The organism is Enterobacter sp. N5-15 (genome assembly GCF_057221635.1).
Window position 1 is genome coordinate 4,768,429 of record NZ_CM170150.1, and the last position, 25,252, is coordinate 4,793,680.

Annotated in this window: 20 protein-coding genes; 10 read left to right on the forward strand and 10 right to left on the reverse strand. The window is 57.2% G+C overall.

From position 1 onward, the window contains the following. Positions 1–92: 92 nt before the first annotated feature. Positions 93–1,088 (reverse strand): LacI family DNA-binding transcriptional regulator, encoded by a 996-nt coding sequence (locus AC2TE5_RS22585; protein WP_484612401.1) that lies wholly within the window; start codon positions 1,086–1,088, stop codon positions 93–95. Between the two features lie 17 nt (positions 1,089–1,105). After that, complete coding sequence (locus tag AC2TE5_RS22590; RefSeq protein WP_484612402.1) at positions 1,106–1,654, reverse strand: helix-turn-helix domain-containing protein; 549 nt, start codon at positions 1,652–1,654, stop codon at positions 1,106–1,108. 103 nt (positions 1,655–1,757) lie between these two features. On the opposite strand from AC2TE5_RS22590, the gene AC2TE5_RS22595 reads away from it, so the two are divergent. Continuing rightward, positions 1,758–2,417, forward strand: coding sequence for an AzlC family ABC transporter permease (locus tag AC2TE5_RS22595; RefSeq protein ID WP_484612403.1), 660 nt, complete (start codon positions 1,758–1,760; stop codon positions 2,415–2,417). Then, complete coding sequence (locus tag AC2TE5_RS22600) at positions 2,417–2,740, forward strand: AzlD domain-containing protein (RefSeq protein WP_484612404.1); 324 nt, start codon at positions 2,417–2,419, stop codon at positions 2,738–2,740. Before AC2TE5_RS22595 ends, AC2TE5_RS22600 begins: the two co-directional genes overlap by 1 nt. Before the next feature lie 39 nt (positions 2,741–2,779). On the opposite strand, the gene AC2TE5_RS22605 is transcribed toward AC2TE5_RS22600, so the two are convergent. Both AC2TE5_RS22605 and fdhD read right to left on the reverse strand, forming a co-directional pair. Further along, positions 2,780–2,992 carry a YdgH/BhsA/McbA family protein gene (locus AC2TE5_RS22605; RefSeq protein ID WP_047345526.1) on the reverse strand — a complete coding sequence of 71 codons (213 nt, stop codon included), beginning with the start codon at positions 2,990–2,992 and terminating at the stop codon, positions 2,780–2,782. Positions 2,993–3,106: 114 nt separating this feature from the next. Then, positions 3,107–3,943 carry a formate dehydrogenase accessory sulfurtransferase FdhD gene (gene fdhD, locus AC2TE5_RS22610; protein WP_484612405.1) on the reverse strand — a complete coding sequence of 279 codons (837 nt, stop codon included), beginning with the start codon at positions 3,941–3,943 and terminating at the stop codon, positions 3,107–3,109. 372 nt (positions 3,944–4,315) lie between these two features. Between fdhD and fdnG the strand changes: the two genes are divergently transcribed. From fdnG to AC2TE5_RS22650, 8 genes are all read left to right on the forward strand, one after another. After that, the gene (gene fdnG, locus AC2TE5_RS22615) at positions 4,316–7,366 is read left to right on the forward strand and encodes a formate dehydrogenase-N subunit alpha (RefSeq protein WP_484612406.1); all 3,051 of its coding nucleotides are present in this window, start codon (positions 4,316–4,318) and stop codon (positions 7,364–7,366) included. Between the two features lie 12 nt (positions 7,367–7,378). Continuing rightward, the gene (fdxH, locus tag AC2TE5_RS22620; protein WP_152082874.1) at positions 7,379–8,281 is read left to right on the forward strand and encodes a formate dehydrogenase subunit beta; all 903 of its coding nucleotides are present in this window, start codon (positions 7,379–7,381) and stop codon (positions 8,279–8,281) included. Then, complete coding sequence (fdoI, locus tag AC2TE5_RS22625) at positions 8,278–8,913, forward strand: formate dehydrogenase cytochrome b556 subunit (RefSeq protein ID WP_008501832.1); 636 nt, start codon at positions 8,278–8,280, stop codon at positions 8,911–8,913. Before fdxH ends, fdoI begins: the two co-directional genes overlap by 4 nt. Continuing rightward, positions 8,910–9,839, forward strand: a complete 930-nt coding sequence (gene fdhE, locus AC2TE5_RS22630; protein WP_063144324.1) for a formate dehydrogenase accessory protein FdhE — start codon at positions 8,910–8,912, stop codon at positions 9,837–9,839. The genes fdoI and fdhE overlap by 4 nt, the downstream gene beginning before the upstream one ends. 197 nt (positions 9,840–10,036) lie before the next feature. Then, positions 10,037–11,722, forward strand: coding sequence for a ShlB/FhaC/HecB family hemolysin secretion/activation protein (locus tag AC2TE5_RS22635; protein WP_484612407.1), 1,686 nt, complete (start codon positions 10,037–10,039; stop codon positions 11,720–11,722). Positions 11,723–11,724: 2 nt separating this feature from the next. Next, positions 11,725–12,237 carry a toxin-activating lysine-acyltransferase gene (locus AC2TE5_RS22640; protein ID WP_484612408.1) on the forward strand — a complete coding sequence of 171 codons (513 nt, stop codon included), beginning with the start codon at positions 11,725–11,727 and terminating at the stop codon, positions 12,235–12,237. 19 nt (positions 12,238–12,256) lie between these two features. Beyond that, positions 12,257–19,660: a hemagglutinin repeat-containing protein gene (locus AC2TE5_RS22645; RefSeq protein ID WP_484612409.1), complete on the forward strand. Its 7,404-nt coding sequence runs from the start codon at positions 12,257–12,259 to the stop codon at positions 19,658–19,660. 442 nt (positions 19,661–20,102) lie between these two features. Beyond that, on the forward strand, positions 20,103–21,023 hold the full coding sequence (locus tag AC2TE5_RS22650; protein ID WP_484612410.1) for an alpha/beta hydrolase: 921 nt from the start codon (positions 20,103–20,105) through the stop codon (positions 21,021–21,023). Between the two features lie 8 nt (positions 21,024–21,031). Here the strand turns inward: AC2TE5_RS22650 and fabY are convergent, their stop codons facing one another. From fabY to AC2TE5_RS22680, 6 genes are all read right to left on the reverse strand, one after another. After that, positions 21,032–21,973: a fatty acid biosynthesis protein FabY gene (fabY, locus tag AC2TE5_RS22655; RefSeq protein WP_008501835.1), complete on the reverse strand. Its 942-nt coding sequence runs from the start codon at positions 21,971–21,973 to the stop codon at positions 21,032–21,034. 44 nt (positions 21,974–22,017) lie between these two features. Further along, complete coding sequence (gene dtd / locus AC2TE5_RS22660; RefSeq protein WP_008501836.1) at positions 22,018–22,455, reverse strand: D-aminoacyl-tRNA deacylase; 438 nt, start codon at positions 22,453–22,455, stop codon at positions 22,018–22,020. Beyond that, positions 22,452–23,333 (reverse strand): virulence factor BrkB family protein, encoded by an 882-nt coding sequence (locus AC2TE5_RS22665; RefSeq protein ID WP_063144322.1) that lies wholly within the window; start codon positions 23,331–23,333, stop codon positions 22,452–22,454. Before AC2TE5_RS22665 ends, dtd begins: the two co-directional genes overlap by 4 nt. After that, complete coding sequence (gene yihX, locus AC2TE5_RS22670; RefSeq protein ID WP_032662695.1) at positions 23,327–23,926, reverse strand: glucose-1-phosphatase; 600 nt, start codon at positions 23,924–23,926, stop codon at positions 23,327–23,329. The genes AC2TE5_RS22665 and yihX overlap by 7 nt, the downstream gene beginning before the upstream one ends. 88 nt (positions 23,927–24,014) lie before the next feature. After that, entirely contained in the window at positions 24,015–24,485 is a 471-nt protein-coding gene (locus tag AC2TE5_RS22675) for a hypothetical protein (RefSeq protein ID WP_213329835.1), read from the reverse strand. Then, on the reverse strand, positions 24,482–25,225 hold the full coding sequence (locus tag AC2TE5_RS22680; RefSeq protein WP_484612411.1) for a winged helix-turn-helix domain-containing protein: 744 nt from the start codon (positions 25,223–25,225) through the stop codon (positions 24,482–24,484). Before AC2TE5_RS22680 ends, AC2TE5_RS22675 begins: the two co-directional genes overlap by 4 nt. Positions 25,226–25,252 lie beyond the last annotated feature (27 nt).

Below are 25,252 nucleotides of genomic sequence, written 5' to 3' on the forward strand. Positions count from 1 at the left end.
GTCATCGGGATGATCTGAGTGTTGATCCGAAACGTTTCGGATACAAACCAAAACGTTTCGGTTCTGTGATCGGGTTTGGAATTTTTGTGGTTTTAGGCCGTCTGGCCCGGAGAGAATTCTGGCTGCCAGAGCACCTGAAGCTGTTCAATATCGTCGCCGTTAATCAGCTGGCGCACCATATCAGCAATCTGTTTCCCGACGCCCTGGCGGGTGGACTGGATCACCGACGCCACGTCGATATCGACGATGCTGTCCTGCGGCAGTCCGTCATAGACCACCAGCGCGACGGCGTTGTCGCCGGATAAACGCCCCAGCTGCGCCAGCGCCATCGCCGCGCCGTCGCCGTGGGTGTTGCAGTCGGTGATGATGGCCGTAGGCGGCTGCGGCAGAGCAAGGAGTTCTTTGGTGGTGGCATACCCGACGCGGCGCGAAGGCGGCATGGCGCGCAGCCATTCGCTGGAAAGCCCGGCTTCCCGCAGGGCGTCCAGATAGCCCTGACGGCGCTGGGTGATAAACGCCTGATTGTTGCTTTCGCCAAGTAGCGCGATACGCTGATGGCCTTTCTCGATCAGCCAGCGGGTAGCCTGATGCGTACCGGCGTAGTTGTCGAAGTCAAACCACGCGTACGGCTGCGGAAGGTGGCTGCGCCCGAGCGCCAGGAAAGGAAAACCGGCGGCCTGCAGCTGCTCAAGACGGGGATCGTGATCCAGCGTGTGCGCCACGATCAGCGCGTCGACGCGGCGGCTTTGCACCATGCGCATATAGCTGTGCTTATCCGCCAGATCGTCGTCGGCGATAAGCAATAGGTCGATCTCATGTCGCGCCAGTTCGTGGCTAATTTCGCCGACCATGTCCGTAAATACGCTGTTATTGAGCGGAACAGGGTGTACGGGAAACACCAGCCCGACGGCGTCAATTTTGCCCATCTTCAGGCGGCGGGCGAAGGTGTTCGGTCGGTAACCACGGCGCTGGGCCTCTGCTTCCACGCGTGCGCGCGTCTCGGCGGAGACGTCGTCATATCCGTTGAGGGCGCGGCTGACGGTGGTGACTGACAGCCCCAGTTCTTTGGCAATGGCTTTAAGCGACATGAGTTTCCGTATCTCTGTTAGTTTTGTTCCGCCACCAGCAGCGCGTGCGTATCCGGCTCCAGCGCCTTAAAGATATGCGGCTGGTCGGCGGGATAACAAATATAATCTCCTGCGGCGAGCTCTTCCGCCGCGTCAAGCAGACCAACCAGCGCCCGTCCCTGCGTCACAATAATATGCTCTACCGAACCCGGCGGATGCGGCTGGGAAATACGGTCTGCACCCGGCTGGGTCATCAGAAGATAGACATCGCGACGCGCGCCGGGGGGGCATGCTGCCAGCAAAATGGCTTCATAGTTAGCCTGTCCGGCGACCACTTTCGTCCCTTCACCACGGCGGATCACCTGCGTGGTCGGCAACTGCGGCTCTAGCAGGCGGGCGAAAGGAATATCCAGCGCCACGCAAAGCGACCACAGCGTTTCCAGGCTTGGGTTACCGTTGCCGGACTCCAGTTGGGAAAGGGTGGATTTGGCGATCCCGGCACGGCGGGCAATTTCCGCCAGTGAAAGCCCGGTTCGCAGGCGCTCTCGCACCAGACTTTTAGCGATCAGGCTGATTGGCTGCGTCATATAACGGCCTCTTTGTTCTATAAATCGAACGAATCGTTCATCTTGAAAAACACTTCTGTTGCGTTCATTATAATGGATACACGTTCGATATGGCTAAAAATGTATGAAGCATCATCTCTCTTGCCTGAAAGGCGACACCATAAAAGCAATCATCCTGGTCTGCCTCGCGGTCGGCGTGGTCGGGATGTCATACGGCTCCCTGGCGATGGCCTACGGTTTCCCGGTCTGGGTACCGTTTGTACTCTCCATCACCGTACTCGCGGGCGCGTCAGAGTTTATGTTTATCGGCATTGTGGCAAGCGGCGGTAATCCGCTGGCGGCCGCGGCCGCGGGGTTGCTGGTCAACGCGCGGCACGTGCCGTTTGGCGTGACGGTGCGTGAACTGGTGGGCAAACGTAGCCTGAGCCTTTTAGGCTGCCACATCATGAACGACGAAAGCGTGGTCTTTGGCCTGTCGCAAAAAACGCCCGAACAGCGCAAAGCGGCGTACTGGTTATGTGGTTTAGGCGTGGCGATTGTCTGGCCGCTGGGGGCCCTGCTGGGCGCCATGGTCGGCAAACTGCTGCCGGATCCGGAAACCATTGGCCTGGATGCGGTATTCCCGGCCATATTGCTGGCGCTGGTGGTTCCCGCGTTTAAAAACCGTACCACGCTCATCCGCGCCTGCAGCGGTGCCGTTGTGTCGCTGGCCGCCGTACCGTTTGCCCCGGTGGGATTACCGGTGCTGCTCTCTTTACTGGGTCTCGCTGCGAGGAAAAAATAATGGGAAATATGACGTTTTTTATTCTCGGCATCGCCATTTTGTCTGCGGGAACGTATCTGATGCGTCTTGGCGGGGCGAAACTGGGCAACAGGCTGGCATTGTCAGAGCGCTCACAGGCTCTGCTGTCCGATGCGGCAACGGTATTGCTGTTTTCCGTGGCGCTGGCGACCACGTTTTATGAAGGTGACCACTTTGCCGGTATGGCGCGCGTGCTGGGCGTGGCGTTTGCGGTGTTTCTGGCCTGGCGGAAGATGCCGTTAATTGTGGTGATCGTTGCGGCGGCGGTGGTGACCGCGCTGCTGCGCGTGGCGGGCATAAGCTAAAAAAGCGCCCCGGGGGCGCTCTTTCGACGGTGTGACGGCTTATTTAGTCAGTTCAGCAGTCATGTGTACGCGGTTACCTGAGAACGCCTGGGTAATTTTGTAAGATGACGCGCCGGCTTCCTGAGCCTGAGCCGCGATTTTCGCTTCTGCGCCGTCAATGGTCGACGCGGTTGCGGTCACGGTCTGAGCAGCGAAAGAACCGAAAGAAGCAGCCAGAGCGATTACAGCGACAAAAGTTTTGATGCTTTTCATGATATAAACCCTTTCATTAAGTTGTTTAGGTAAGGCACCGTGCCTTGATGAGATAAATACTAGACCTCATCATGAACAACTAAAAGCGGAAGGATTTGCTATTATCATTCAAAATTATTGACTAACAATTAATCGCTGTGGATGGGTATAAACGGTCGCCCTTCCCGGCTTGCAGAAGCCCACCAGCGTCAGGTTGCAGCGCTCCGCCACCTCCACCGCCAGCGTCGTTGCGGCTGAGACCGCAAACAGAATTTCCACACCGCACATCGCGGATTTTTGCACCATCTCATAGCTGGCGCGGCTGGAAACGAGTGCCGCCCCCTGCTTCCAGACGTCACTTTCACGCGCCCGGCGACCAAGCAGCTTATCCAGGGCCACGTGCCGACCAACGTCCTCATGCCCCCCGGCAATATCCCCCAACGGCAACACCCATGCCGCCGCGTGCGTGCAGCCGCTCAGCTGGCCGATGGGCTGTACATCGTTCAAATGCTCGAGCGCATGGTCGAGGTGAGCCAGATCAAAGGTCTGAGTAAACGGCAGTGGCGCAACGGGTTTGCCAATATCATTGAGCTGCTCAACGCCACAGACGCCGCAGCCGGTACGCCCGGCCAGCGCGCGGCGGCGCTCTTTCAGCCCCATAAAGCGGCGGCTGGAGAGTTCGATTTGCACTTCAAGGCCGTTGCAAGCCTGCACCACGTCCATGCCGTAGATCTCCTGCGGATGGTCGATGATGCCTTCCGAGAGGGAAAAACCGATGGCGAACAGCTCAAGATCCTTCGGCGAAGCCATCATCACCACGTGGGAGATACCGTTGTAAACGAGCGCAACGGGCACTTCTTCCGCCAGAAAATCCGGCGTGGCATGGGTGATGTGGGGCGGTCTGTGTACCGACAGTTCCACAATGCCCGCAGGCAGTGGTGACGAGTGGGGAGCACGGTTTTGTTTAGACACAGCGGTATTCCTGAACAACCACAGAGGTGAGCCTGCTATTGCAGCATAATCCACAGGCTGTACGCATAGTATGGATCAACTTTTCAGCAATCATTCTCCTACTCATTTAGAAGGGGTGCAACCCGACACCCGCTACACCCCTTTAACAAGCGAAGCTGTTAATGTGATCGATATCACACTTTATAATCAACATGGTGATAATACGTTCACTTTGTATTAACGCCATTAGAACAGCTGTACCGACATTGTGGTATTCTGATGATATCCCTCGTGGAATTGAGGGATTAACGCAAATTTTTTTCCTTTGCGGTCATTCTTCAGCCGCGAAGTCAAAACTACATATGTAAGCAATGTCGAAACAAGGAGTGACCCATGCAGGTCAGCAGAAGGCAGTTCTTTAAGATCTGCGCTGGCGGTATGGCAGGCACCACGGCAGCGGCACTGGGCTTTGCGCCCGGCGTAGCGCTGGCGGAAACGCGGCAGTATAAACTGCTGCGCACCCGTGAAACCCGTAATACCTGTACGTACTGCTCTGTCGGTTGCGGGCTGTTGATGTATAGCCTCGGCGACGGTGCTAAAAACGCCAAAGCGTCTATTTTCCATATCGAAGGCGACCCGGATCATCCGGTCAACCGCGGCGCATTGTGCCCGAAAGGGGCCGGTCTGGTGGACTTTATCCACTCCGAAAGCCGCCTCAAATTCCCGGAATATCGCGCGCCAGGCTCAGACAAATGGCAGCAAATCAGCTGGGAAGAGGCGTTCGACCGCATCGCAAAACACATTAAAGAAGACCGCGATGCCAACTTTGTTGAGAAGAACGCCGACGGCGTTACGGTCAACCGCTGGCTCTCCACCGGGATGCTGTGTGCCTCTGCTTCCAGCAACGAAACCGGTTATTTAACCCAGAAATTTACGCGCGCACTCGGTATGCTCGCGGTCGACAACCAGGCGCGTGTCTGACACGGACCAACGGTAGCAAGTCTTGCTCCAACATTTGGTCGCGGTGCGATGACCAACCACTGGGTCGACATCAAGAACGCCAACCTCATTGTGGTGATGGGCGGTAACGCCGCTGAAGCGCACCCTGTCGGGTTCCGCTGGGCGATGGAAGCCAAAATCCACAACGGTGCGAAACTGATTGTGATCGATCCCCGCTTTACGCGTACTGCGTCAGTGGCGGATTTCTACACCCCAATTCGTTCAGGTACTGACATCACTTTCCTGTCAGGCGTATTGCTGTACCTGATGACCAACGAAAAATATAACCGCGAATACACCGAAGCCTATACCAACGCCAGCCTGATCGTGCGTGAGGATTACCACTTCGAAGATGGCCTGTTCAGCGGTTACGACGCCGAAAAACGCAAATACGACAAAACCAGCTGGAACTACGAGCTGGATGAAAAAGGCTTTGCGAAGCGCGATACCACCCTGCAACACCCGCGCTGCGTGTGGAACCTGCTGAAAGAGCACGTATCCCGCTACACGCCGGAGGTGGTCGAAAACATCTGCGGTACGCCGAAGGCGGACTTCCTGAAGGTGTGCGAGTTGATCGCCGAAACCAGCGCGAAGGACAAAACCGCATCGTTCCTGTACGCCCTCGGCTGGACGCAGCACTCCATCGGCGCGCAGAACATCCGTACCATGGCGATGGTTCAGCTCCTGCTCGGCAACATGGGGATGGCAGGCGGCGGCGTGAACGCCCTGCGCGGTCACTCCAACATTCAGGGTCTGACCGACCTCGGCCTGCTGTCTCAAAGCCTGCCGGGTTACATGAACCTGCCAAGCGAGAAACAGACCGATCTGCAAACCTACCTGACGGCCAGCACGCCTAAACCGCTGCTCGAAGGCCAGGTAAACTACTGGGGCAACTATCCGAAGTTCTTCGTCTCGATGATGAAAGCCTTCTTCGGCGACAAAGCGACGGCTGAAAACAGCTGGGGCTTTGACTGGCTGCCGAAGTGGGACAAAGGCTACGACGTTCTGCAGTATTTCGAGATGATGCACCAGGGCAAAGTGAACGGCTATCTGTGCCAGGGCTTTAACCCGGTTGCCTCGTTCCCGAACAAGAACAAGGTTGTTGAGTCTCTGTCGAAGCTGAAGTTCCTGGTGACGATTGACCCGCTCAATACCGAGACCTCGACCTTCTGGCAGAACCACGGTGAATCGAACGATGTTGATCCATCGAAGATTCAGACCGAAGTGTTCCGTCTGCCGTCTACCTGCTTCGCGGAAGAGAACGGTTCTATCGTCAACTCCGGACGCTGGCTGCAGTGGCACTGGAAAGGCGCGGACGCCCCGGGCATCGCCATGAACGACGGCGAGATCCTGGCCGGCATCTTCTTACGCCTGCGTAAGATGTATGCGGAAGAAGGCGGCGCGAACCCGGAACCGGTGCTGAACATGAGTTGGAACTACTCGACGCCGGAAAACCCTGCGCCGGAAGAAGTGGCGATGGAGAGCAACGGTAAGGCGCTGGCGGACGTTATCGACCCGGCCACCGGTACCGTGCTGGCGAAGAAAGGCGATCAGCTCAGCACCTTCGCACACCTGCGCGATGACGGCACGACCTCCAGCGGCTGCTGGATCTTTGCCGGTAGCTGGACGCCGAAGGGCAACCAGATGGCCAACCGCGATAACGCCGACCCGTCGGGTCTCGGCAATACGCTGGGCTGGGCATGGGCGTGGCCGCTCAACCGCCGCATCCTCTATAACCGCGCATCCGCTGACCCGCAGGGCAACCCGTGGGATCCGAAGCGTCAGCTTCTGAAGTGGGACGGCGCGAAATGGGGCGGCGTGGATATTCCGGACTACAGCACTGCCGCACCGGGCAGCGACGTTGGGCCGTTTATCATGCAGCCTGAAGGGATGGGACGCCTGTTTGCTATCGATAAGATGGCGGAAGGTCCGTTCCCGGAACACTACGAGCCGTTTGAGACGCCGCTGGGCACCAACCCGCTGCACCCGAACGTGGTCTCTAACCCGGCAGCCCGTATCTTTAAGGGCGATTTCGAAGCGCTGGGTAAAAAGGACAAGTTCCCGTACGTGGGCACCACCTACCGTCTGACCGAGCACTTCCACTACTGGACCAAGCACGCGCTGCTTAACGCCATCGCGCAGCCGGAACAGTTTGTGGAGATCGGCGAGAAGCTGGCGGGCAAGCTCGGCATCGCCCATGGCGATACCGTGAAGGTCTCCTCTAACCGCGGCTATATTAAAGCCAAGGCGGTGGTGACCAAGCGTATCCGCACGCTGAACGTTCACGGTCAGGAGGTGGACACCATCGGTATCCCGATCCACTGGGGCTATGAGGGTGTGGCGAAGAAAGGGTTCATTGCGAACACCCTGACGCCGTTCGTCGGCGATGCGAACACGCAGACGCCGGAGTTTAAGGCCTTCCTCGTGAACGTGGAAAAGGTGTAACGGAGACGACTTATGGCTTATCAATCTCAAGACATTATCCGTCGTTCCGCGACAAACAGTTTCACGCCCGCGCCTCAGGCGCGGGACCACCAGCAGGAAGTGGCGAAGCTTATCGACGTGACCACCTGTATCGGCTGTAAAGCCTGTCAGGTGGCGTGTTCAGAGTGGAACGATCTGCGTGACGAAGTGGGTCACAACGTCGGGGTGTACGACAACCCGGCCGACCTGACCGCCAAGTCCTGGACGGTGATGCGTTTCTCGGAAGTGGAGCAGAACGACAAACTGGAATGGCTTATCCGCAAAGACGGCTGTATGCACTGTGCGGATCCGGGCTGCCTGAAGGCATGTCCGTCAGAAGGGGCTATCATTCAGTATGCCAACGGCATCGTCGACTTCCAGTCCGAACAGTGCATCGGCTGCGGCTACTGCATCGCGGGCTGCCCGTTCGACGTTCCGCGCCTGAACCCGGAAGACAACCGCGTCTACAAATGCACGCTGTGCGTTGACCGCGTCAACGTCGGCCAGGAGCCAGCGTGCGTGAAGACCTGCCCAACCGGCGCTATCCACTTTGGCTCCAAAGAGGATATGAAAACGCTGGCGGCAGAGCGCGTGGGCGAGCTGAAAACCCGCGGTTACGACAACGCGGGCCTGTACGATCCAGCCGGGGTTGGCGGTACGCACGTGATGTACGTGCTGCACCACGCCGACAAGCCGAACCTGTATCACGGCCTGCCGGAGAACCCGGAAATCAGCGCCACCGTGAAGTTCTGGAAAGGCATCTGGAAACCGCTGGCAGCGGTCGGTTTTGCTGCCACCTTCGCAGCGAGCATCTTCCACTACGTCGGCGTTGGTCCGAACCGCGCGGAAGAGGAAGACGACAACCTGCATGAAGAGAAAGACGAGGTGCGCAAATGAGAAAACGTGACACCATCGTGCGCTACACCGCGCCGGAACGCATCAACCACTGGGTCACCGCCTTCTGCTTCATGCTGGCGGCGATAAGCGGGCTGGGATTCTTCTTCCCGTCCTTCAACTGGCTGATGCAGATCATGGGGACACCACAGCTGGCGCGTATTCTGCACCCGTTTGTGGGCGTCATCATGTTCGCGTCGTTTATCATCATGTTTTTCCGCTACTGGCACCATAACCTAATCAATCGGGATGATATCTTTTGGGCGAAGAATATTCGTAAGATCGTCGTCAATGAGGAAGTGGGTGATACCGGGCGTTATAACTTCGGCCAGAAATGCGTATTCTGGGCGGCGATTATCTTCCTGGTCCTGTTGCTGGTGAGCGGCGTGATCATCTGGCGTCCGTACTTTGCGCCTGCTTTCTCAATCCCGGTGATCCGATTCGCGCTGATGCTGCATTCATTTGCCGCAGTGGCGTTAATTGTGGTTATCATGGTGCATATCTACGCCGCCCTCTGGGTGAAAGGCACCATTACCGCGATGGTGGAAGGATGGGTAACCAGTACGTGGGCGAAGAAACATCACCCGCGCTGGTACCGAGAGGTCCGCCAGAAACAGGAAAAGTCATCTGAATGAGTATTCGCATAATCCCGCAAGATGAGCTGGGGTCGAGCGAGAAACGCACGGCGGATTATATTCCGCCGTTGTTATTCCCCAGACTCAAGAACCTCTACAACCGCCGCGCAGAGCGTCTGCGCGAGCTGGCAGAGAACAACCCGCTGGGTGATTTTCTGCGCTTTGCCGCGCTGGTTGCCCACGCGCAGGAAGTGGTGCTGTACGACCACCCGCTGCAAATTGACCTGACCGCGCGCATCAAAGAAGCCAGCGAGCAGGGCAAGCCGCCGCTGGACATTCACGTCCTGCCGCGCGACAAACACTGGCAAAAGCTGCTGCATTCGCTGATTGCCGAGCTGAAGCCGGAGATGAGCGGCACCGCGCTGGCGGTCATTGAGAATCTGGAAAAAGCCTCTGACCTGGAGCTGGAAGAGATGGCGAGCGCGCTGTTTGCCTCTGACTTCTCTCTGGTCAGCAGCGATAAAGCCCCGTTTATCTGGGCCGCGCTGTCGCTCTACTGGGCGCAAATGGCCAGCCTGATCCCGGGCAAAGCCCGCGCCGAATACGGCGAGGCGCGCCAGTTCTGCCCGGTCTGCGGCTCCATGCCGGTATCGAGCATGGTGCAAATCGGCACCACTCAGGGGCTGCGCTACCTGCACTGCAACCTGTGTGAAACCGAGTGGCACGTGGTGCGCATCAAGTGCAGCAACTGCGAGCAGACCCGCGATCTGAACTACTGGTCGCTGGAAAATGAAGAAGCGGCGGTGAAAGCGGAAAGCTGCGGCGACTGCGGCACTTACCTGAAGATTCTGTATCAGGAAAAAGACCCGAAAGTCGAAGCGGTGGCCGACGATCTCGCCTCGCTGATTCTGGACGCGAAGATGGAGCAGGAGGGCTTTGCCCGCAGCTCGATCAACCCGTTCCTGTTCCCGGGTGAAGGGGAGTAATTTCCTGTGACAGTGCCGGGCGGCGCGAGCCTGCCCGGCCTGTAATTTCTCTTTTTGTCCGCTTTCACACTTCTCAAGTGCCTGTCACAACGCTAAATTTTAGGATTTTATTTAGCCGCTACGCGTAGAAAACTCTCTCTTACTTCGTCACTATCCCTCGCAAGAAAACATTACTTTTTGTAAGGGAAAATGTTGAAATGGAATTTCAACGATTAACGACGGAAAGCGCCGTCTTTTTCATCTGCGCTATTCTCAGCCTTTCAGCGACGGCTGTCGCCGCACCGGCAGATGAGCAATTTATCCTTCAGCAGCAGCGTCAGCAGGCACTGGAAGCCCAGTTGACGCCGCAGGCGCCGGATATTCGCCTGCAACCCCCCGCCGAAAAAGCCATCACCACGGCCTTTCCTGCCGAAACGCCCTGCTTTGTTATTCACGACGTCACGCTCTCGGGACAAGAAGCATTGCCACACTGGCTGCCGCTGCAACGCCTCGCGGATCGGGCGGCTGGGAGATGCCTCGGCGCAAAAGGGATTAATTATCTGATGAGCACGCTTCAGAACCGGCTGATTTCCCATGGCTGGACGACAGCACGCGTGCTGGCTCCCGCTCAGGATATAAAAAGCGGCCACTTAAAGCTGGCTGTGATACCGGGAAAAATTCGTCACGTCACCTTAACCGACAACAGCAGCCCCTGGATTTGGCTATACGGCGCCTTCCCGGCGCATGACGGCAATCTGCTCGATTTGCGGGACATTGAACAAGGTCTTGAGAACCTCCAGCGCTTGCCCACCGTGCAGGTGGAAATGGAGATTGTTCCTGCCGCACAGCCCGGCGAGAGCGATATTGTCATTTCCCGCCAGCAGCGCAAATTCTGGCGGCTTGGCCTGTCGCTTGACGACTCCGGCTCGTCATCAACCGGACGCTATCAGGGGGGAGTGACCCTCTCACTGGACAACCCGCTGGCGTTGAGCGATCTCTTCTGGTTTTCCATTAACCATGATCTGCAAACCGGACCGGAGAAAGGCAACCAAAACCTCAGCGCCCACTGGTCCGTTCCGGTTGGCTGGTGGGGGTTTTCCCTGACCGGCAGCGACTACCACTATCACCAGACGGTCGCCGGGTTGAGCGGTGATTACCGCTACAGCGGCAAGAGCCAAAGCGTGGTTGCCCAGCTCAGCCGGGTACTGCACCGCAACAGCGCGCAAAAAACATCATTCACGTGGGACGTCGAGAGCCGGACAACGCGAAATTACATCAGCGACACGGAAATCGAGGTGCAGCGTCGCCACGTTTCCTCCTGGAAAGCGGGGCTTTCGCACCGTCACTATATCGGCCCGGCAACGCTGGATGCAGGAATCAGCTATCAGCGCGGTACTCGCTGGTTTGGCGCACAGCCTGCGCCAGAAGAAGTATTCGATGAAGCCACGGCGCTGAGCCGCATTCTTCGCACGGATGCCCGCCTGAGCCTGCCGTTTGAGCTGATCGACCAGCATTTCCGCTACGACATAGTCTGGCAGCGTCAGACCAGCACCACCCCGCTGACTTCGCAGGATCAATTCTCCATTGGCGGGCGCTGGACCGTACGCGGCTTTGATGGCGAACGCACCCTGAACGCCGATCGTGGCTGGCTGGTACGCAACGATCTCTCCATACAGACCCCTCTCCCGGGCACCGAGTTTTATCTGGCAGCCGACTACGGAGAAGTGGCGGGCAGCGGAACGGAATACCTGACGGGAAATCATCTGGCCGGCGGTGCAGCCGGGCTACGCGGCACGCTCTGGAAAGTCGGTTTCGACCTGTTTGCGGGCGTTCCGTTTTCTCGCCCCGAGGGCTTCAAAACCAGCCCGGCCACCTTCGGTTTCAACCTGAACATGGATCTCTGACGATGCGGTATGGCGAATTCACGGTCCACTGTCCGCTTATGCTGGGCGAAACCCTTAACGAAGCGGAAGCGCTGGGTGCATCGGTCTGGTTATGGATGCACTCATTCAACCATCGGGATGCACCGCTGCACGTCCTGCCCGCGGTTCTTCTGCCCGTCATCAAGCGCCAGCAGTACGTACTGGTGGAAATGGGAGGTCGCCCGGTCTTTTTTTTGAGCTGGGCGTGGATGAGCGAAGAGGCTGAACGCCGCTATCTCAACGAGGCCGCCATTACCCTGCCAGAGGAAGACTGGTGCAACGGCGATCACCTGTGGTTTCGCGACTTTATCGCCCCCTTTGGCCACGGGCGAGACATGTTCCGCCTGTTACGCGAAGAGATTTTCCCGCATCACATGGCCCGTTCTCTCTGGCATCGCGGTGAAGAAAAAGGACGCCGCATCAAAACGTTTTACGGCAAACGGGTCACGCGCGACGCGTTGCTGAACTGGAAAAAGACGCACCCGCTGCACGGATAACACATAAAAGGATTTTCACATGAACAAACGTCTTTACCGTATCGTCTTTAACAAAGCTCGCGGCATGCTGATGGTGGTATCGGAGCTGGCTCGCGGCTGTTCTGGCAGCGCGCCCTCTTCCGGTTTACAACATAACCACCAGCGACTTATCTGCCGCGTCGGGGCGATTAGCCTCAGCCTGTGGCTGGCAAGCGGGGCAATAACGGTACAGGCCGCAGGGATTGTGGCGGATGCATCGGCACCCAATAAACAGCAGCCAACCATTATCAGCACCGCCAACGGTACGCCGCAGGTCAATATCCAGACGCCTTCAGCGGGTGGCGTTTCCCGCAATACCTTCAGTCAGTTCGACGTTGAGCAGAATGGCGTCATTCTCAACAACTCCCATAAAAATGCCGCCACCCAGCTTGGTGGAATGGTGGCAGCCAACCCATGGCTGGCAAAAGGCGAAGCGAAAATTATCCTCAACGAGGTTAACGCCCGCGATCCGAGCCGCCTTAACGGCTTTATCGAAGTGGCGGGACAAAAAGCGGACGTCGTCATCGCCAGTCCGTCGGGCATTAGCTGCGACGGCTGCGGATTTATCAACGCCGGGCGTGCCACGCTCACCACCGGCACGGCGCAAATGCAGAACGGTCAGATAACGGGCTACCGGGTCGAGCAGGGTGAAATTCACATTAACGGTAACGGAATGAACGCTACCGGCCAGAGCCACACCGATATTATTGGCCGCGCGGTGCAGGTAAATGCGGCCATTCATGCCCAGGATTTACGCGTCACGACCGGGCGCAACAGCGTGGATGCCGCTCACGAACAGATTACTGCGCTCGCGGATAACGGCACGGCAAAACCCAGCCTGGCGCTGGATGTATCGCAGGTGGGCGGCATGTACGCCGGCAAAATTCGCCTTCGCGGGACGGAAAAAGGCGTCGGGGTGCGTAATGCGGGCAACATTGGCGCAGAAGCCGGTATGGTCACCCTCTCAGCCGAGGGTCATATCGAAAACAGCGGTGCAATCTGGTCTGCCGCAGACGTTGACCTCTCTGGCACGGCTTCCGTACAGAACAGCGGCTCCATCGCAGCTCAGCACAACATCAGCCTGACGGGCAACACGATTGCCAGCACCGGCACGCTGGCCGCAGGCGTACAGCCAGACGGCACCTTAGGCAGCGAGGGCGATATGACGCTCAACGCCAGCGGAAAACTTGAGATGCATGGCCTGAACGCGGCGGGCGGTAACGTAAGCGCCACCGGGTTGGGTCTCGATGCTACCGGGAGCCTGACGCAGGCAAAAAACATCACGCTTAATGCCGGTCAAGGGGATATCAGTACCGCCAGCGCGCAGGTCGTCGCGAATGAGCGACTCAGCGTCACGACATCCGGCACCCTCGATAACAGCAGCGGCCTGCTTGCTGCCGACCGCGTCATGCTCATGGCGAAAAAGCTGCAAAACCAGAAAGGCCAGATAAGCCAGAGCGGAACGCAGGCGCTGGAGCTCACCCACCGGGATGGTATTGATAACCGCGACGGTACCATTGCCGCCAACGCCGCTATATCCCTCAATGCCGCCGCGCTGGATAACCGTAAAGGCCAGATCCTGGCCGCAGATGGGGGTAGCCTGTCAGTGCAGACCGCGGGTGCGACGGATAACCGCGAAGGCGTTCTGGCCGCCGCAGAAGGCGCCAGCGTGACCGCAGACCAGTTGCTCAACGACGGCGGGCTTATTAGTGCGGAAAAGGGCCGTATCGCGCTCAGCAGCATCAAGTCGATAACTAACGTCAGCGGGCAAATCGCCGCCCGCACAACGCTGTCCCTCGAAAGCGGCGCGTTGAATAATGATTCCGGCCTTATCCAGTCGGGTTCGGCAATGTCCATCAACACGCACGGCAATGCGATTTCAAATAAGGACACCCTCACCACGGGGGGCATCGTCAGCTTTGGCGAGCTGGATATCCTCGCCAGCGCCATTGATAACCAGCACGGCATGTTGGCCGGTGCGCAAAAGAGTGCGATTCAGGCCACCCGCGTGGATAACCGCGACGGCATACTGGCCTCTGAAGCCACCCTGCATCTGGATGCGCTCTCCGTTGACAACCGGTTCGGTACGGTTAGCGCAGGCGAAAGCATGACGCTGGACTTAACCGACGCGCTGAATAACCGCAACGGTACGGTCAGCGCGACGGGAGCGCTTAATGCACGTACCGGGACGCTTGAGAATACGCAGGGAACGCTGCTCTCGGGTGACAGTGCGCGTATAGAAACGGCGCAACTCGTCAACCAGGGAGGGGTTATCGCCGCCCAACGCGACCTTACGCTCACGGCGCAGCGGCTGGATAACGACGGTGGCGGTCTGGTACAGAGCGGTGGTGACCTTACGCTGAACGTGGGGCATATCAGCAACCGCGAAAGCGGCGACACCGGGGGGATCGTTAGCCAGGGGAACATGTCAATCCAGGCCGCCGATGTGCAAAACGATGCGGGAGTCGTGCTGGCGGGGAAACAGGCGACGTTAGACACCACCCGCTTTAGCAATATCGCTGGCACGCTGGTGGCGCTGGACGTGCTAACGCTTGCAACGCGCAGCGATACCGATAACCGTCAGGGAGTGATGCAGGGCAAAGGCATTTTCCTGGATACACACGGATATCAGCTGGATAACCAGCAAGGCACGCTCTACAGCCTGGCGTCAATGCAGCTGGCGACTGCCATCCTGAATAATCAGAATGGAACGATCGGAGCAAAGAGCGATATCACGCTGCACGCCGCGTCGCTGGATAATCGCGCAGGCGGGCGCGTGGTCAGCGAGCAGGCGATCGCGTTAAATCTCGAACGTCTTGATAACCACGAGGGGCAAATACAATCTCTCGGCAACCTGATGGTTAACGCCGTTTCGGGGGTCATCGACAATACGCTTGGGCTGATGCGCAGCGGCGCAACGGTAACGCTCAACGCGGCCAGCCTGATCAACCGGAACACCCAGGCCGCCGGGAAAGGGATTGAGGGGCTGGATGTGGCCATCGTCAGCCAGCAGCTTGATAACGCGCAGGGAACGGTGATTTCAGGCGATACGCTGCAGATTGCTCACGTCGATACCCTTAATAACGCTCAGGGCGAACTGTCCGCCGCGGGCACGCTGTCGCTGAGCGGCGCGGCTCTGCGCCTCATCAACACTGACGGTGTCGTGATTGGCGGCGAGAACGTCACGCTTGAAGCCGATTCCCTGACCGGCGATGGGCAGCTCCTCTCGCTCGGCGACATGATGATTCGTACGCAGCAGAGCTTTAACAATTCGGGCGACGTCATCGCCAACGGCAGCATGACATTCACCACGCCAGGTAGCGTGACCAATAGCGGTAACCTGCAGGCAGGTGAGAAACTTAATTTCAGCGCCGCCAGCCTGCTCAATACCGCGTCCGGTGAGATTGCCGCCGGAGCGACCTGGCTGACCGTCTCCTCATCCCTCAGTAACTACGGTCTTATCGACGGCAGCCAGACGTGGATTCACGCTGCCACGCTGACCAACGTCGGAACGGGGCGACTTTATGGCGACCATCTTTCACTTCAGGCGACAACGCTCAATAACCTCGCCCAGGACGGTACGGCGGCAACCATTGCCGGACGCCAGCGCGTGGACATCGGGGCGGGGACGATCAACAACCGTGACCACGCGCTGATGTACAGCGATGGCGTGCTCGCCATCGGTGGACGCGTGGACGAAAACGGCTTTGCGACCGGACAGGCGCAAACGCTGAACAACCACAGCGCGACCATAGAGTCCGCAGGTGACATGGCACTCTCCGTCAGCCAGCTTAATAACGTCAACGACCATTTCAGCACCGAGGTGGCGCTGATTTCCACCGAGCAGATCCACGAGTACCAGCACAAGGGATCGCCCAACCGCTGGAGCGCTGATGAGGAAGGCGTGTTTGTCGACCATAACTCGGCCGACGACCTGCTGAACCTCAACACGCCGGAAGATACCGGTGCTAACAACGACAACTTTTACGAGTACAACTACACCCGCACCATCGAAGAGGAGGTTATCGCAGAGAGCGACCCGGGCAAGATCCTCTCCGGAGGGCAAATGACCATCAGCGCGAACCACGTTCTGAACGACAAAAGCCAGATTGTCGCGGGTGGTACGCTCGGTATTTCCGCCGATTCGGTAGATAACGTCATGCCGGAAGGCAGCCGATGGATAACGGATGCTGGCTCGGTCACACACTACAGCCGTAAAACCAAAAAAGGCGGCGACTCTCAGGGAAAAAGTACCTCGGACTATCTGCCACCCGTGGTGATCCAGTCGATCACCCTGTCGCCGGGGAAAATGGAAGGATACAGCCAGACCGAGGGCAGCGGCATGACCCTTTCGCCCGCCACCGCGCACGGAACAGATGCCACGCTCAATGGGACGGGGAGCTTGTCCGTCGACGTCGACGCGGCGTCACCGGAGCAGGAAAAACTTTCCCCTGTGTTGCCTGCCAGCAATACGGCAGGGAAATGGATTGAAATCCCTGCCAGCGGCGCAGAGGGCGATGTGATCCGCGCAATCGCCCCCGACATCCGCCTGCCGGACAACAGCCTGTTCAACACGCTGCCAGCACCCGATGCCCGTTACCTGATCGAGACCGACCCTCGCTTCACGAACAATAAAGAGTGGCTGGGCAGCGACTACATGCAGGATGCGTTCGCGCTGGACCATGACAATATGCACAAGCGTCTTGGCGACGGCTATTACGAGCAGCGGCTGGTGCGGGAGCAGGTGATTGCGCTTACCGGCGAGCGTTACCTGGGCGATCACCGTGACGACGAAACGCAGTTCAAAGCGCTGATGGATGCCGGTATTGCCTTCGGCAAGGCGCATCAGCTTGTTCCGGGGGTAGCGCTCACCGCCGAGCAGATGGGTCTGCTGACGGAAGATATGGTTTGGCTGGTCAACACCCGCGTCCAGCTTGCGGACGGAAGCTGGCAGACGGTGATGGTGCCGCAGGTTTATGTTCGCGTACAGCCGGGTGACGTTGACGGCGCTGGCGCGCTGATGGGCGGTCAGAACGTGGTGATGAACCTGAACCGCGATCTGGTCAATAGCGGCACGATCCACGGCAAGGAGAGGGTTCAGCTTAGCGCAGACTCCCTCACCAACCGCGCGGGCACCATTCACGGTGCGGATGTCAGCCTGTTGGCCCGCACGGACATTAACAACATCGGCGGCACAATTTCAGGTAACAATTCCGTACTGGCAACCGCCGGGCGGGATATCAACCTCACCACCACGATCCGTAGCGCCAAAAGTACCGCCGGGAAAAACAGCTTTGAGCGCACCACCCTTGAGCGTGTTGCGGGCATCTACGTTCAGGGCGACGACGGCAAGCTTGTGCTTAACGCCGGGCGCGATCTCAACCTGACCGGAGCGCAGGTCGTTAACAGCGGCAGCGAGAGCCAGACGGTGCTTAACGCAGGACGTGACCTGAACCTCACTACCGTGACCACCTCCGCCAGCGATAACCTGACCTGGGATAAAAATAACTGGCTGAAGCAGTCCACCACGCAGCAGGTGGGTAGCGAGGTGGCTGGCGGGGGCGATGTCGCAATGCTGGCCGGGCGCGACGTTAGCGCTCAGGCCGCGACCGTCGAAGCGGGCAGCAGCCTTGCCGTCAGCGCTGGTCGCGACATGTCCATCACCGCCGCCATCGACAGCAGCGAATTTGAATCACACCATCAGTCCACCGGCAGCAGCGGCGCGTTCTCGAAAAAAACCGTGACCATGCACGATGTAGTAAATAGCGAGACGGCGCAGGGTTCCCTGTTCAGCGGCGAAAGCGTAACCCTGCAGGCGGGACATGATTTACGGGTTCAGGGTAGCGATATTGTCGGAGATAACGATGTCCGGCTCGCCGCCGGAAACAACCTGACCGTCACCTCCGCAGAAGAGCACGGCCAGGAGAGCCATCAGCGACAGGAGAAAAAATCCGGCCTCTCCGGCACGGGCGGCATCGGTATCAGCTACGGCAGCCAGAGCCTGAAGGTGACGGATAATACGCAGGAGGTGACCCATCGCGGCAGTACCATCGGTTCCGTAAACGGCAATGTCTCGCTCAGCGCAGGTCATGATCTTACGGTGCACGGCTCAGACCTGATAGCCGGACAGGACATGACGCTTGCCGGGAAAAATGTCAGCATCACCGCCGCCGCGGACAGCAGCGCACAGACTCACACCGTGGAGCAGAAATCCTCCGGCCTGACGCTCGCCCTTTCCGGTACCGCGGGCAGCGCGCTTAACATCAGCGTGAGCACCCTGAAACAGGCCAGGGAGACCGATAACGATCGTCTGGCCGCGCTGCAGGCGGTCAAAGGTGCGCTGACCGCGGGACAGGGAGCGCAGGCAGTCCTCACCGACCAGGCCACCGGCAACCAGGCGGGCAATGACAACACGGTCGGTATCAGCCTCTCTTACGGCAGCCAGTCCTCAACATCGACGCAGACCATGAAGGAGACCACGGCGAAAGGCAGCAGCCTCTTCGCCGGAAATAACCTCTCGGTGGTGGCGACGGACGGGGATGTGCTGGTGCAGGGAAGCCAGCTTGATGCCGGAAACGACCTGCTGCTTCAGGCCAGCCGCGACGTGAACCTCATATCAGCGCAAAACACCTCAACGCTTGAAGGCAAAAATGAGAGCCACGGCGGCAGCGCGGGCATTGGGATTGGCTTTGGCTCCGGTGGCGCGGGTATCAACATCTCCGCCAGCGTGAATGCCGGGAAAGGTAAGGAGAACGGCACCACCCTCACCCACGCCGAAACCACGGTTAACGCGGGGGATACGCTCACGATTATCAGCGGCCGCGATACGAATCTCACCGGGGCGCAGGTCAGCGGGGAGAGCGTGCTGGCCGACATCGGGCGTAACCTGACCATTACCAGCGAACAGGACACCGACCGCTACGACAGCAGCCAGAAAAACATCAGCGCAGGCGGTAGCTTCAGCTTCGGCACCATGACCGGCTCGGGCGGCATCAGCTACAGCCGCGACAAAATGGACAGCGATTTTGCCTCCGTGCGGGAGCAGAGCGGGATATTCGCAGGCTCCGGCGGGTTTGACGTCACGGTGGGCGGCCACACGCAGCTGGACGGTGCGGTTATCGCCTCCTCCGCCACGGCGGAGAAAAACCGCCTCGACACCGGCACGCTCGGCTGGCGGGATATCCATAACACAGCCGAATACAGCGTGGAGCACCAGAGCGCGGGCATCAGCACCGGCGGCAGTATCGCAGGTCAGTTTGCCGGGAATATGGCAAACGGCATGCTGAGCGGGGCAGACAGCAGCGGCAGCGCGGAGGGCACCACGCGTGCTGCGGTTGAAAATGGCACGGTGATTGTCCGTGATAAAGCGAATCAGGCAGGAAAAGAACTGGGCGGTGGGAAATGAAAATCTTAGTCTCAAAATGGTTTTTAATCTTCATTTACCTGCTAATAGCCTTTCCGGTTGGGATATTTATTGCTGCTGTAACTATGCAGATTTTAATCAGAGTTTTTTACTTTTTCCTTGATGGATTATCTTTGAATTTGTCCTCTATTGATTACGTGAAAATTTTGAAAGGAAGTATCGCGGGAGGAGTTATTGGCGCAATAGGTTGTTGGTGGATCTACTACCAGCACTACCGAAAAAACCGAAGCAGATAATCTGACAGCGACAGTGCCAGCCGCGTAGGCTGGGAAGAATACGTTTGAAAATAACTCGCAGGCACATGTTCTGGCAGGAGAGGCGAACAAAGCGCTTTCCAGATTTTAATCCTCGACAATTTTCTTATTTTCTTTTGGATCAAACCAGGTTATAAAACTGTATATCCATACAGTTAAAGGGAATTCTCATGGCACTGGAACAGGGCATTGCGCAGCTGGTTCAGGGATTTATCGCTGCAGGTCGGCCCTCGTCGCGTCGACAGACCATTGAGGTACGACGAGCTGGGTATATTGCCAGCACGGGGCTTGCCGGGAAGACAGAAACGCGCGTACAGGTGGAGACGCTCGTTCTTGACGGTCTTACCATTCGGGTGTTTTCACCTCTCAATGCGCCTGAAATATTGCCTGCAGCCATCTACTATCACGGCGGATGCTTTATCAGCGGCGGCTTTGATACCCATGATAATCAACTGCGTCAGTTAGCGTACTACGGCAATTGTCGGGTAATTGCGATTCAGTATAGATTGGCACCGGAGCATACCTTTCCCGCCGCGCATGACGATGCTGAAAGAGGTGCGGATCTGGTCTGGCAGTATGCAGACAAATTAGGCGTAGATAAGAACCGGCTCACCCTCTGTGGAGACAGCGCAGGAGGGCATCTGGCGCTGGTAACGGCGCTGCGACTTAAGGTTAAAAAGCTGTGGCAACCTGTGCAGCTTATTCTTATCTATCCCATGCTCGACGCCACGGCCAGTTTTGAAAGCTATGCCCTTAATGGCACAGATTATATTATCACCCGCGATACCCTGCTTAGTGGGTATGAAATGTATCTCGCAGAAACTGACCGCCAGCATCCGGAAGCTAGCCCGCTGTGGCGCGATGATTTTTACGGGCTTCCGCCAGTGCATATCATTACCGCAGAGTACGATCCGCTGTGCGATGAGGGAGAAATGTTGTATCAGCATCTGACTGAGCAGGGTGTGAAGTGTACCGCTCAGCGCTGGCTGGGCGTCATCCATGGCTTCTTTCAGCTTGGCGGCGTCAGCCAGTCAGCGCGAGACGTAATGCGGGATATCGCCGGGCGGATTAAGCACGCCCGAGGTGAATGAACAAGAGATTACTCCTCCTCGTTCCCACCCTCTTCATACGCGCCAAAAGGCTTCGCCGGAAGAACAATGTAGGTGCCTTCAAACACCGCGCCCGGTGTTTTATCGCCAAACAGTTCGACCTGCATTTGTACGCGAGCTTTGCGGCCGCGTGCCAGACGGTCAAGATCGCCGCCCAGTGATCCCAGATCGGCCACGGCGGTCGGCTTGCCGCTTATCGGTGCGCTATAGCGAATGTGGGCATCGGCCAGAATGATGGTGCCGCCCAGATGGCGCTCGCGCAGCATCAGCCAGATAAGCCCCCAGCCGGTGAGCGTGGCCAGCGAGAAAAGACTTCCGGCAAACAGGGTGTGGTGCGGGTTCTGATTGCCGGTTTCCGGCATGGTGGTAATAAATTTTTGTCCGGTGTACTGCTGAATGCGCACGCCCATTTTTTCACTGAGTGGAATGTGCTGATACCAGGCCTGCTGCAGCTGACCACACCAGTCGGCGCGATGAAGAATATCATCCAGCGTGGCGATGGGTTTAATCATCAAAAAATGACGAATCGGCGTGGTTTGCGGAGTCGTGATCTCCCCCTGATTCACAAAACCGAGTTTGGCGAAGAATTCTACGGCATCTTCGCGGGCGCTACAGGTGACGCGCTTAACGCCTTCCTGACGGGCAACGGACTCAAGGGTCATCGCCATTAGCGTCCCCAGACCTTTGTCCTGCACGGAGGGATGAACCGCCATAAAGCGAATAGACGCTTCGTTATCGGCGTTGATGTATAAGCGCCCGACGGCGACGAGGTTACCCTCTTCGTCCATCACCATCTGATGGTGGGCCATCGCGTCCCAGGCATCGCGTTCAGAGCCTTTTGGCTGATGCAGTGGCTTGCGCAGCATTTCCCAGCGGAACTGGTAATAAGCGTCTAACTCTTCTTCCGTTTGCGGTACTCGAAGGTGATACATAGCTGTACTCTCTCTTGTTACCCGCGGCCACGCCGCCAGTTGGCTCATACCTGGAGCCAGAATGTGACGGGGCCATCGTTCACCAGCGAAACCTGCATATCTGCAGCGAATCGTCCGGTTTGCGTATTCATTTCCTGCTGGCGACAACGCTCAACAAAGTACTCGTAAAGTGCTTCTGCACGATCCGGCGCGGCGCCTTTAGAGAAGCTCGGGCGCATGCCGCGCTCGGTATCCGCTGCCAGCGTAAACTGGGAAACCACCAGCACGCTGCCGCCCGCCTGCTGGACGTTCAGGTTCATCTTGCCTTCCGCATCGCTGAAAATACGGTAGCCCAGCACGCGCTCACACAAGCGGTTGGCTTTTTGTTCGTCGTCATCCTTTTCGACACCTAACAACACCAAAAGTCCTGGGCCAATTTCACCCGTCACCTCTCCCTCCACGGTGACGCTGGCACGGGTTACGCGCTGTATCAATGCAATCATGGTTGGTCTGCTTCTTGTTGTTTTTCAGCTTCTGCTGCTTTTTTCAGTTCGCGGTATACGCCGAGAGTGACAGTTATTTCGGCGCCAAGCAAGACGATACACCAGGTCCAGTAGACCCAGACAAACAAAATGGGGATCACCGCCAGCACGCCGTAAATCAGCTGATAGGACGGGAACATGGTGATGTAGAGGGCAAACCCTTTTTTACCGAGCTCGAAAAGCAGCGCCGCTACCAGCGCCCCCACAACCGCATCGCGGTTAGGCACGCGCGTGGTCGGCACGACGCTATAGAGCAGCCAGAACGAGAGCCACGACAGGATCAACGGAAAGATGCGAAGCGCATTATCAATAGCGCCGTTTAGATCACTCGCCCAGCGCAAGGAAAGGAGATACGAACTGATTGCCAGGCTCGCCCCGGCCAGCAGCGGCCCCAGCGTGAGGATCATCCAGTACACGGCAAAGGAATACACTTTTGGCCGCGCTTTTTTACTCCGCCAGATCGTGTTCAGCGCGTTATCGATGGCATACATCAACAGCAGCGCCGTGACGATAAGACCGCATGCCCCCACTGCCGTCATCTTGCTGGAGTTGGCGACAAACTGCTCAATGTAGTTCTGGATGACATCCCCGGTTGCAGGAATGAAATTCGCGAAGACAAAATGACGAAGCTGCAGGCTGACGTCCGCAAACATCGGAAAGGCGGAAAACAGGGCAAAGATGACCGCCACCAGCGGCACTAATGAGAGCAACGACACGTAGGCGAGGTTACCCGCCAGCGTGGTCATGTTGTCCTCATCAATACGGTGCCAGAGCAGTTTCAGCCAGGCCCTCAGCGGGCGAGTATGATGCGTGGCTTTTTGATGAACGGTTTTTAGCATAGCTGCTTCGCGAAGTAGTTTGGTATCGTCTCTTTTCCGGTCACCAGAATTGACGTTATACCCAACTGGTTAGCTCCCTCTATATTATCGGCGTTGTCGTCGAAAAAGACCGCATCGGCCGCGGTGAATCCCTCTGACTGCAGAACAGCCTGATAAATTCGCGCTTCAGGCTTACGCATCCCCATCTCTTGCGAAAGATAGATCTTGTCGGCCGCCGCCTTAACTTCAGGGTATTCCTCAGGCCAGAACGTGGTGTGCAGACGGTTGGTATTTGACAACACAACGACCCGATGGCCCTGCTCGCGAAGCTTATGCATGATGTCGATCGCTTCAGGCCGGATGGCGACAAATACTGCCTGCCAGCCGTGTGAAAACTGCTCGTAGCTTAAGGGTAAATCCATCTCCTGACAGAAACGTTCAGCGAATTCTTCATCGTCGATCTCGCCGCGTTCATGCTGATGGAAGGTTTCGCCCATCGCGAAATTCTGCTTCAGTGTCGCCAGCGGAACGCGGCTAAAGTCGCTCCATGCACCCAGCACGCGATTAAAATCGATATCGACGATTACGTTTCCTAAATCAAAGATATAAAGCATGGTTATCTCCTGCTCGCCGTGGAGAAGTAACTGTAGCGGGAATAGAGAGATTTGACTATGCGTGCCGTCTAAGGTGTGCGATCGATTTCTACGGCACGTTTTTACGACAGTAAAGTGAAGGGACGTTTGACGCGGCGAAAAGCCAGGCCCCGCGATACTCATCGATCATCAGGCTCAGCTCTCTTCCCGGCGTACGATAAAAACCCGGCAGCGTTGCGTTGATATCAACCTCATCCGCATCATCGGCGAAGGTTTTAACAATCCGATCGTTATTTAATACGCGCGCGTTCTGATGATAGCTGTAGTGAAAATAGATGGTCCGGTTAACTTCAGAAACCGTCTGACCAAATAATTTACCGTTAATGACGGTAGACCCCTCCCGATGCTGCATCCGCCAGGACACCGTACCCACAAATCGGTTTTTACCAATCGTCCATTCCACATCTCCCGTACAGCGTATCGGCGTACTCGAAAAATGCGAATACGCTAACCAGCCGCTGGTGATAGCGGCCATCAGAAACGCAGCCAGCAAAATAATACGGTTCCGGAGTGTCTTCATTGCTCATGCGCCCAAAAATAATGCGTGGTACATAATGCTGCCGCGTCCCGTCGCGCATCGTTATTACAGACAAACGCCGCGATCCGCTCCGTTTTACTATAGCCGATGAGAAAAACGTATTGTTTTTCGGCGCACAGACCGGGATTGTTTTTTAACAGGGTCAAGTAATGATCCTGAATATGTTCATTAGGTGCATAAAAAAGCTGGCAGGCGTTGGTCGTGCTGCCCGTTGAAAGTGGAATGAAGTGACTAAACGGCATGTTCTGGTGGTGTTTATATAATATCACCCCGTTGATAAGCGCGATCAGCAAAAGCGTCGCGGTGATAATTATCAACCAGGCCGGCTTCTGCCTCGCGGTGCTTTCGGCTATTGCCACGTCTTTATTGACGATTGTCAGCTCAGCGGTTGGGCTAAATACTTCAACCTGAGTGGCTTCGGAAAGCATCAGCCCGCGGCGAGAAATCGTTTTTACCGTATCGCGCGGTAACCCCACCTCAGCCAGAGCATTGCGTAATGTCAAAATGGCCTGGTAAAAGGTATTCGGTGTGGTGACGTCATTGCGCTCCCCCCACCCCACCACCATTAACTGGTTTTGCGAAATAATTTCCCCAGGATGAGTGACGAGATAAAGAAAACAGAGATTGGCAGGAAGCTGCAATTGTATCGAGCGCCCGGTAATATGATTCACCAGCGTTTTGTTTTCTGGATCATACTCGACCAACTTGTTAATGAGATACAATTTTCCTTTCCTCTGCAATAACAATGC

What these genes read in the sequence shown, in the direction of transcription:
- AC2TE5_RS22585 (WP_484612401.1), bottom strand. Translation starts at nt 1,088, where the DNA reads ATGTCGCTTAAAGCCATTGCCAAAGAACTGGGGCTGTCAGTCACCACC.
- AC2TE5_RS22590 (WP_484612402.1), bottom strand. Translation starts at nt 1,654, where the DNA reads ATGACGCAGCCAATCAGCCTGATCGCTAAAAGTCTGGTGCGAGAGCGC.
- AC2TE5_RS22595 (WP_484612403.1), top strand. Translation starts at nt 1,758, where the DNA reads ATGAAGCATCATCTCTCTTGCCTGAAAGGCGACACCATAAAAGCAATC.
- AC2TE5_RS22600 (WP_484612404.1), top strand. Translation starts at nt 2,417, where the DNA reads ATGGGAAATATGACGTTTTTTATTCTCGGCATCGCCATTTTGTCTGCG.
- AC2TE5_RS22605 (WP_047345526.1), bottom strand. Translation starts at nt 2,992, where the DNA reads ATGAAAAGCATCAAAACTTTTGTCGCTGTAATCGCTCTGGCTGCTTCT.
- fdxH (WP_152082874.1), top strand. Translation starts at nt 7,379, where the DNA reads ATGGCTTATCAATCTCAAGACATTATCCGTCGTTCCGCGACAAACAGT.
- fdoI (WP_008501832.1), top strand. Translation starts at nt 8,278, where the DNA reads ATGAGAAAACGTGACACCATCGTGCGCTACACCGCGCCGGAACGCATC.
- fdhE (WP_063144324.1), top strand. Translation starts at nt 8,910, where the DNA reads ATGAGTATTCGCATAATCCCGCAAGATGAGCTGGGGTCGAGCGAGAAA.
- AC2TE5_RS22635 (WP_484612407.1), top strand. Translation starts at nt 10,037, where the DNA reads ATGGAATTTCAACGATTAACGACGGAAAGCGCCGTCTTTTTCATCTGC.
- AC2TE5_RS22640 (WP_484612408.1), top strand. Translation starts at nt 11,725, where the DNA reads ATGCGGTATGGCGAATTCACGGTCCACTGTCCGCTTATGCTGGGCGAA.
- AC2TE5_RS22645 (WP_484612409.1), top strand. Translation starts at nt 12,257, where the DNA reads ATGAACAAACGTCTTTACCGTATCGTCTTTAACAAAGCTCGCGGCATG.
- AC2TE5_RS22650 (WP_484612410.1), top strand. Translation starts at nt 20,103, where the DNA reads ATGGCACTGGAACAGGGCATTGCGCAGCTGGTTCAGGGATTTATCGCT.
- fabY (WP_008501835.1), bottom strand. Translation starts at nt 21,973, where the DNA reads ATGTATCACCTTCGAGTACCGCAAACGGAAGAAGAGTTAGACGCTTAT.
- dtd (WP_008501836.1), bottom strand. Translation starts at nt 22,455, where the DNA reads ATGATTGCATTGATACAGCGCGTAACCCGTGCCAGCGTCACCGTGGAG.
- AC2TE5_RS22665 (WP_063144322.1), bottom strand. Translation starts at nt 23,333, where the DNA reads ATGCTAAAAACCGTTCATCAAAAAGCCACGCATCATACTCGCCCGCTG.
- yihX (WP_032662695.1), bottom strand. Translation starts at nt 23,926, where the DNA reads ATGCTTTATATCTTTGATTTAGGAAACGTAATCGTCGATATCGATTTT.
- AC2TE5_RS22675 (WP_213329835.1), bottom strand. Translation starts at nt 24,485, where the DNA reads ATGAAGACACTCCGGAACCGTATTATTTTGCTGGCTGCGTTTCTGATG.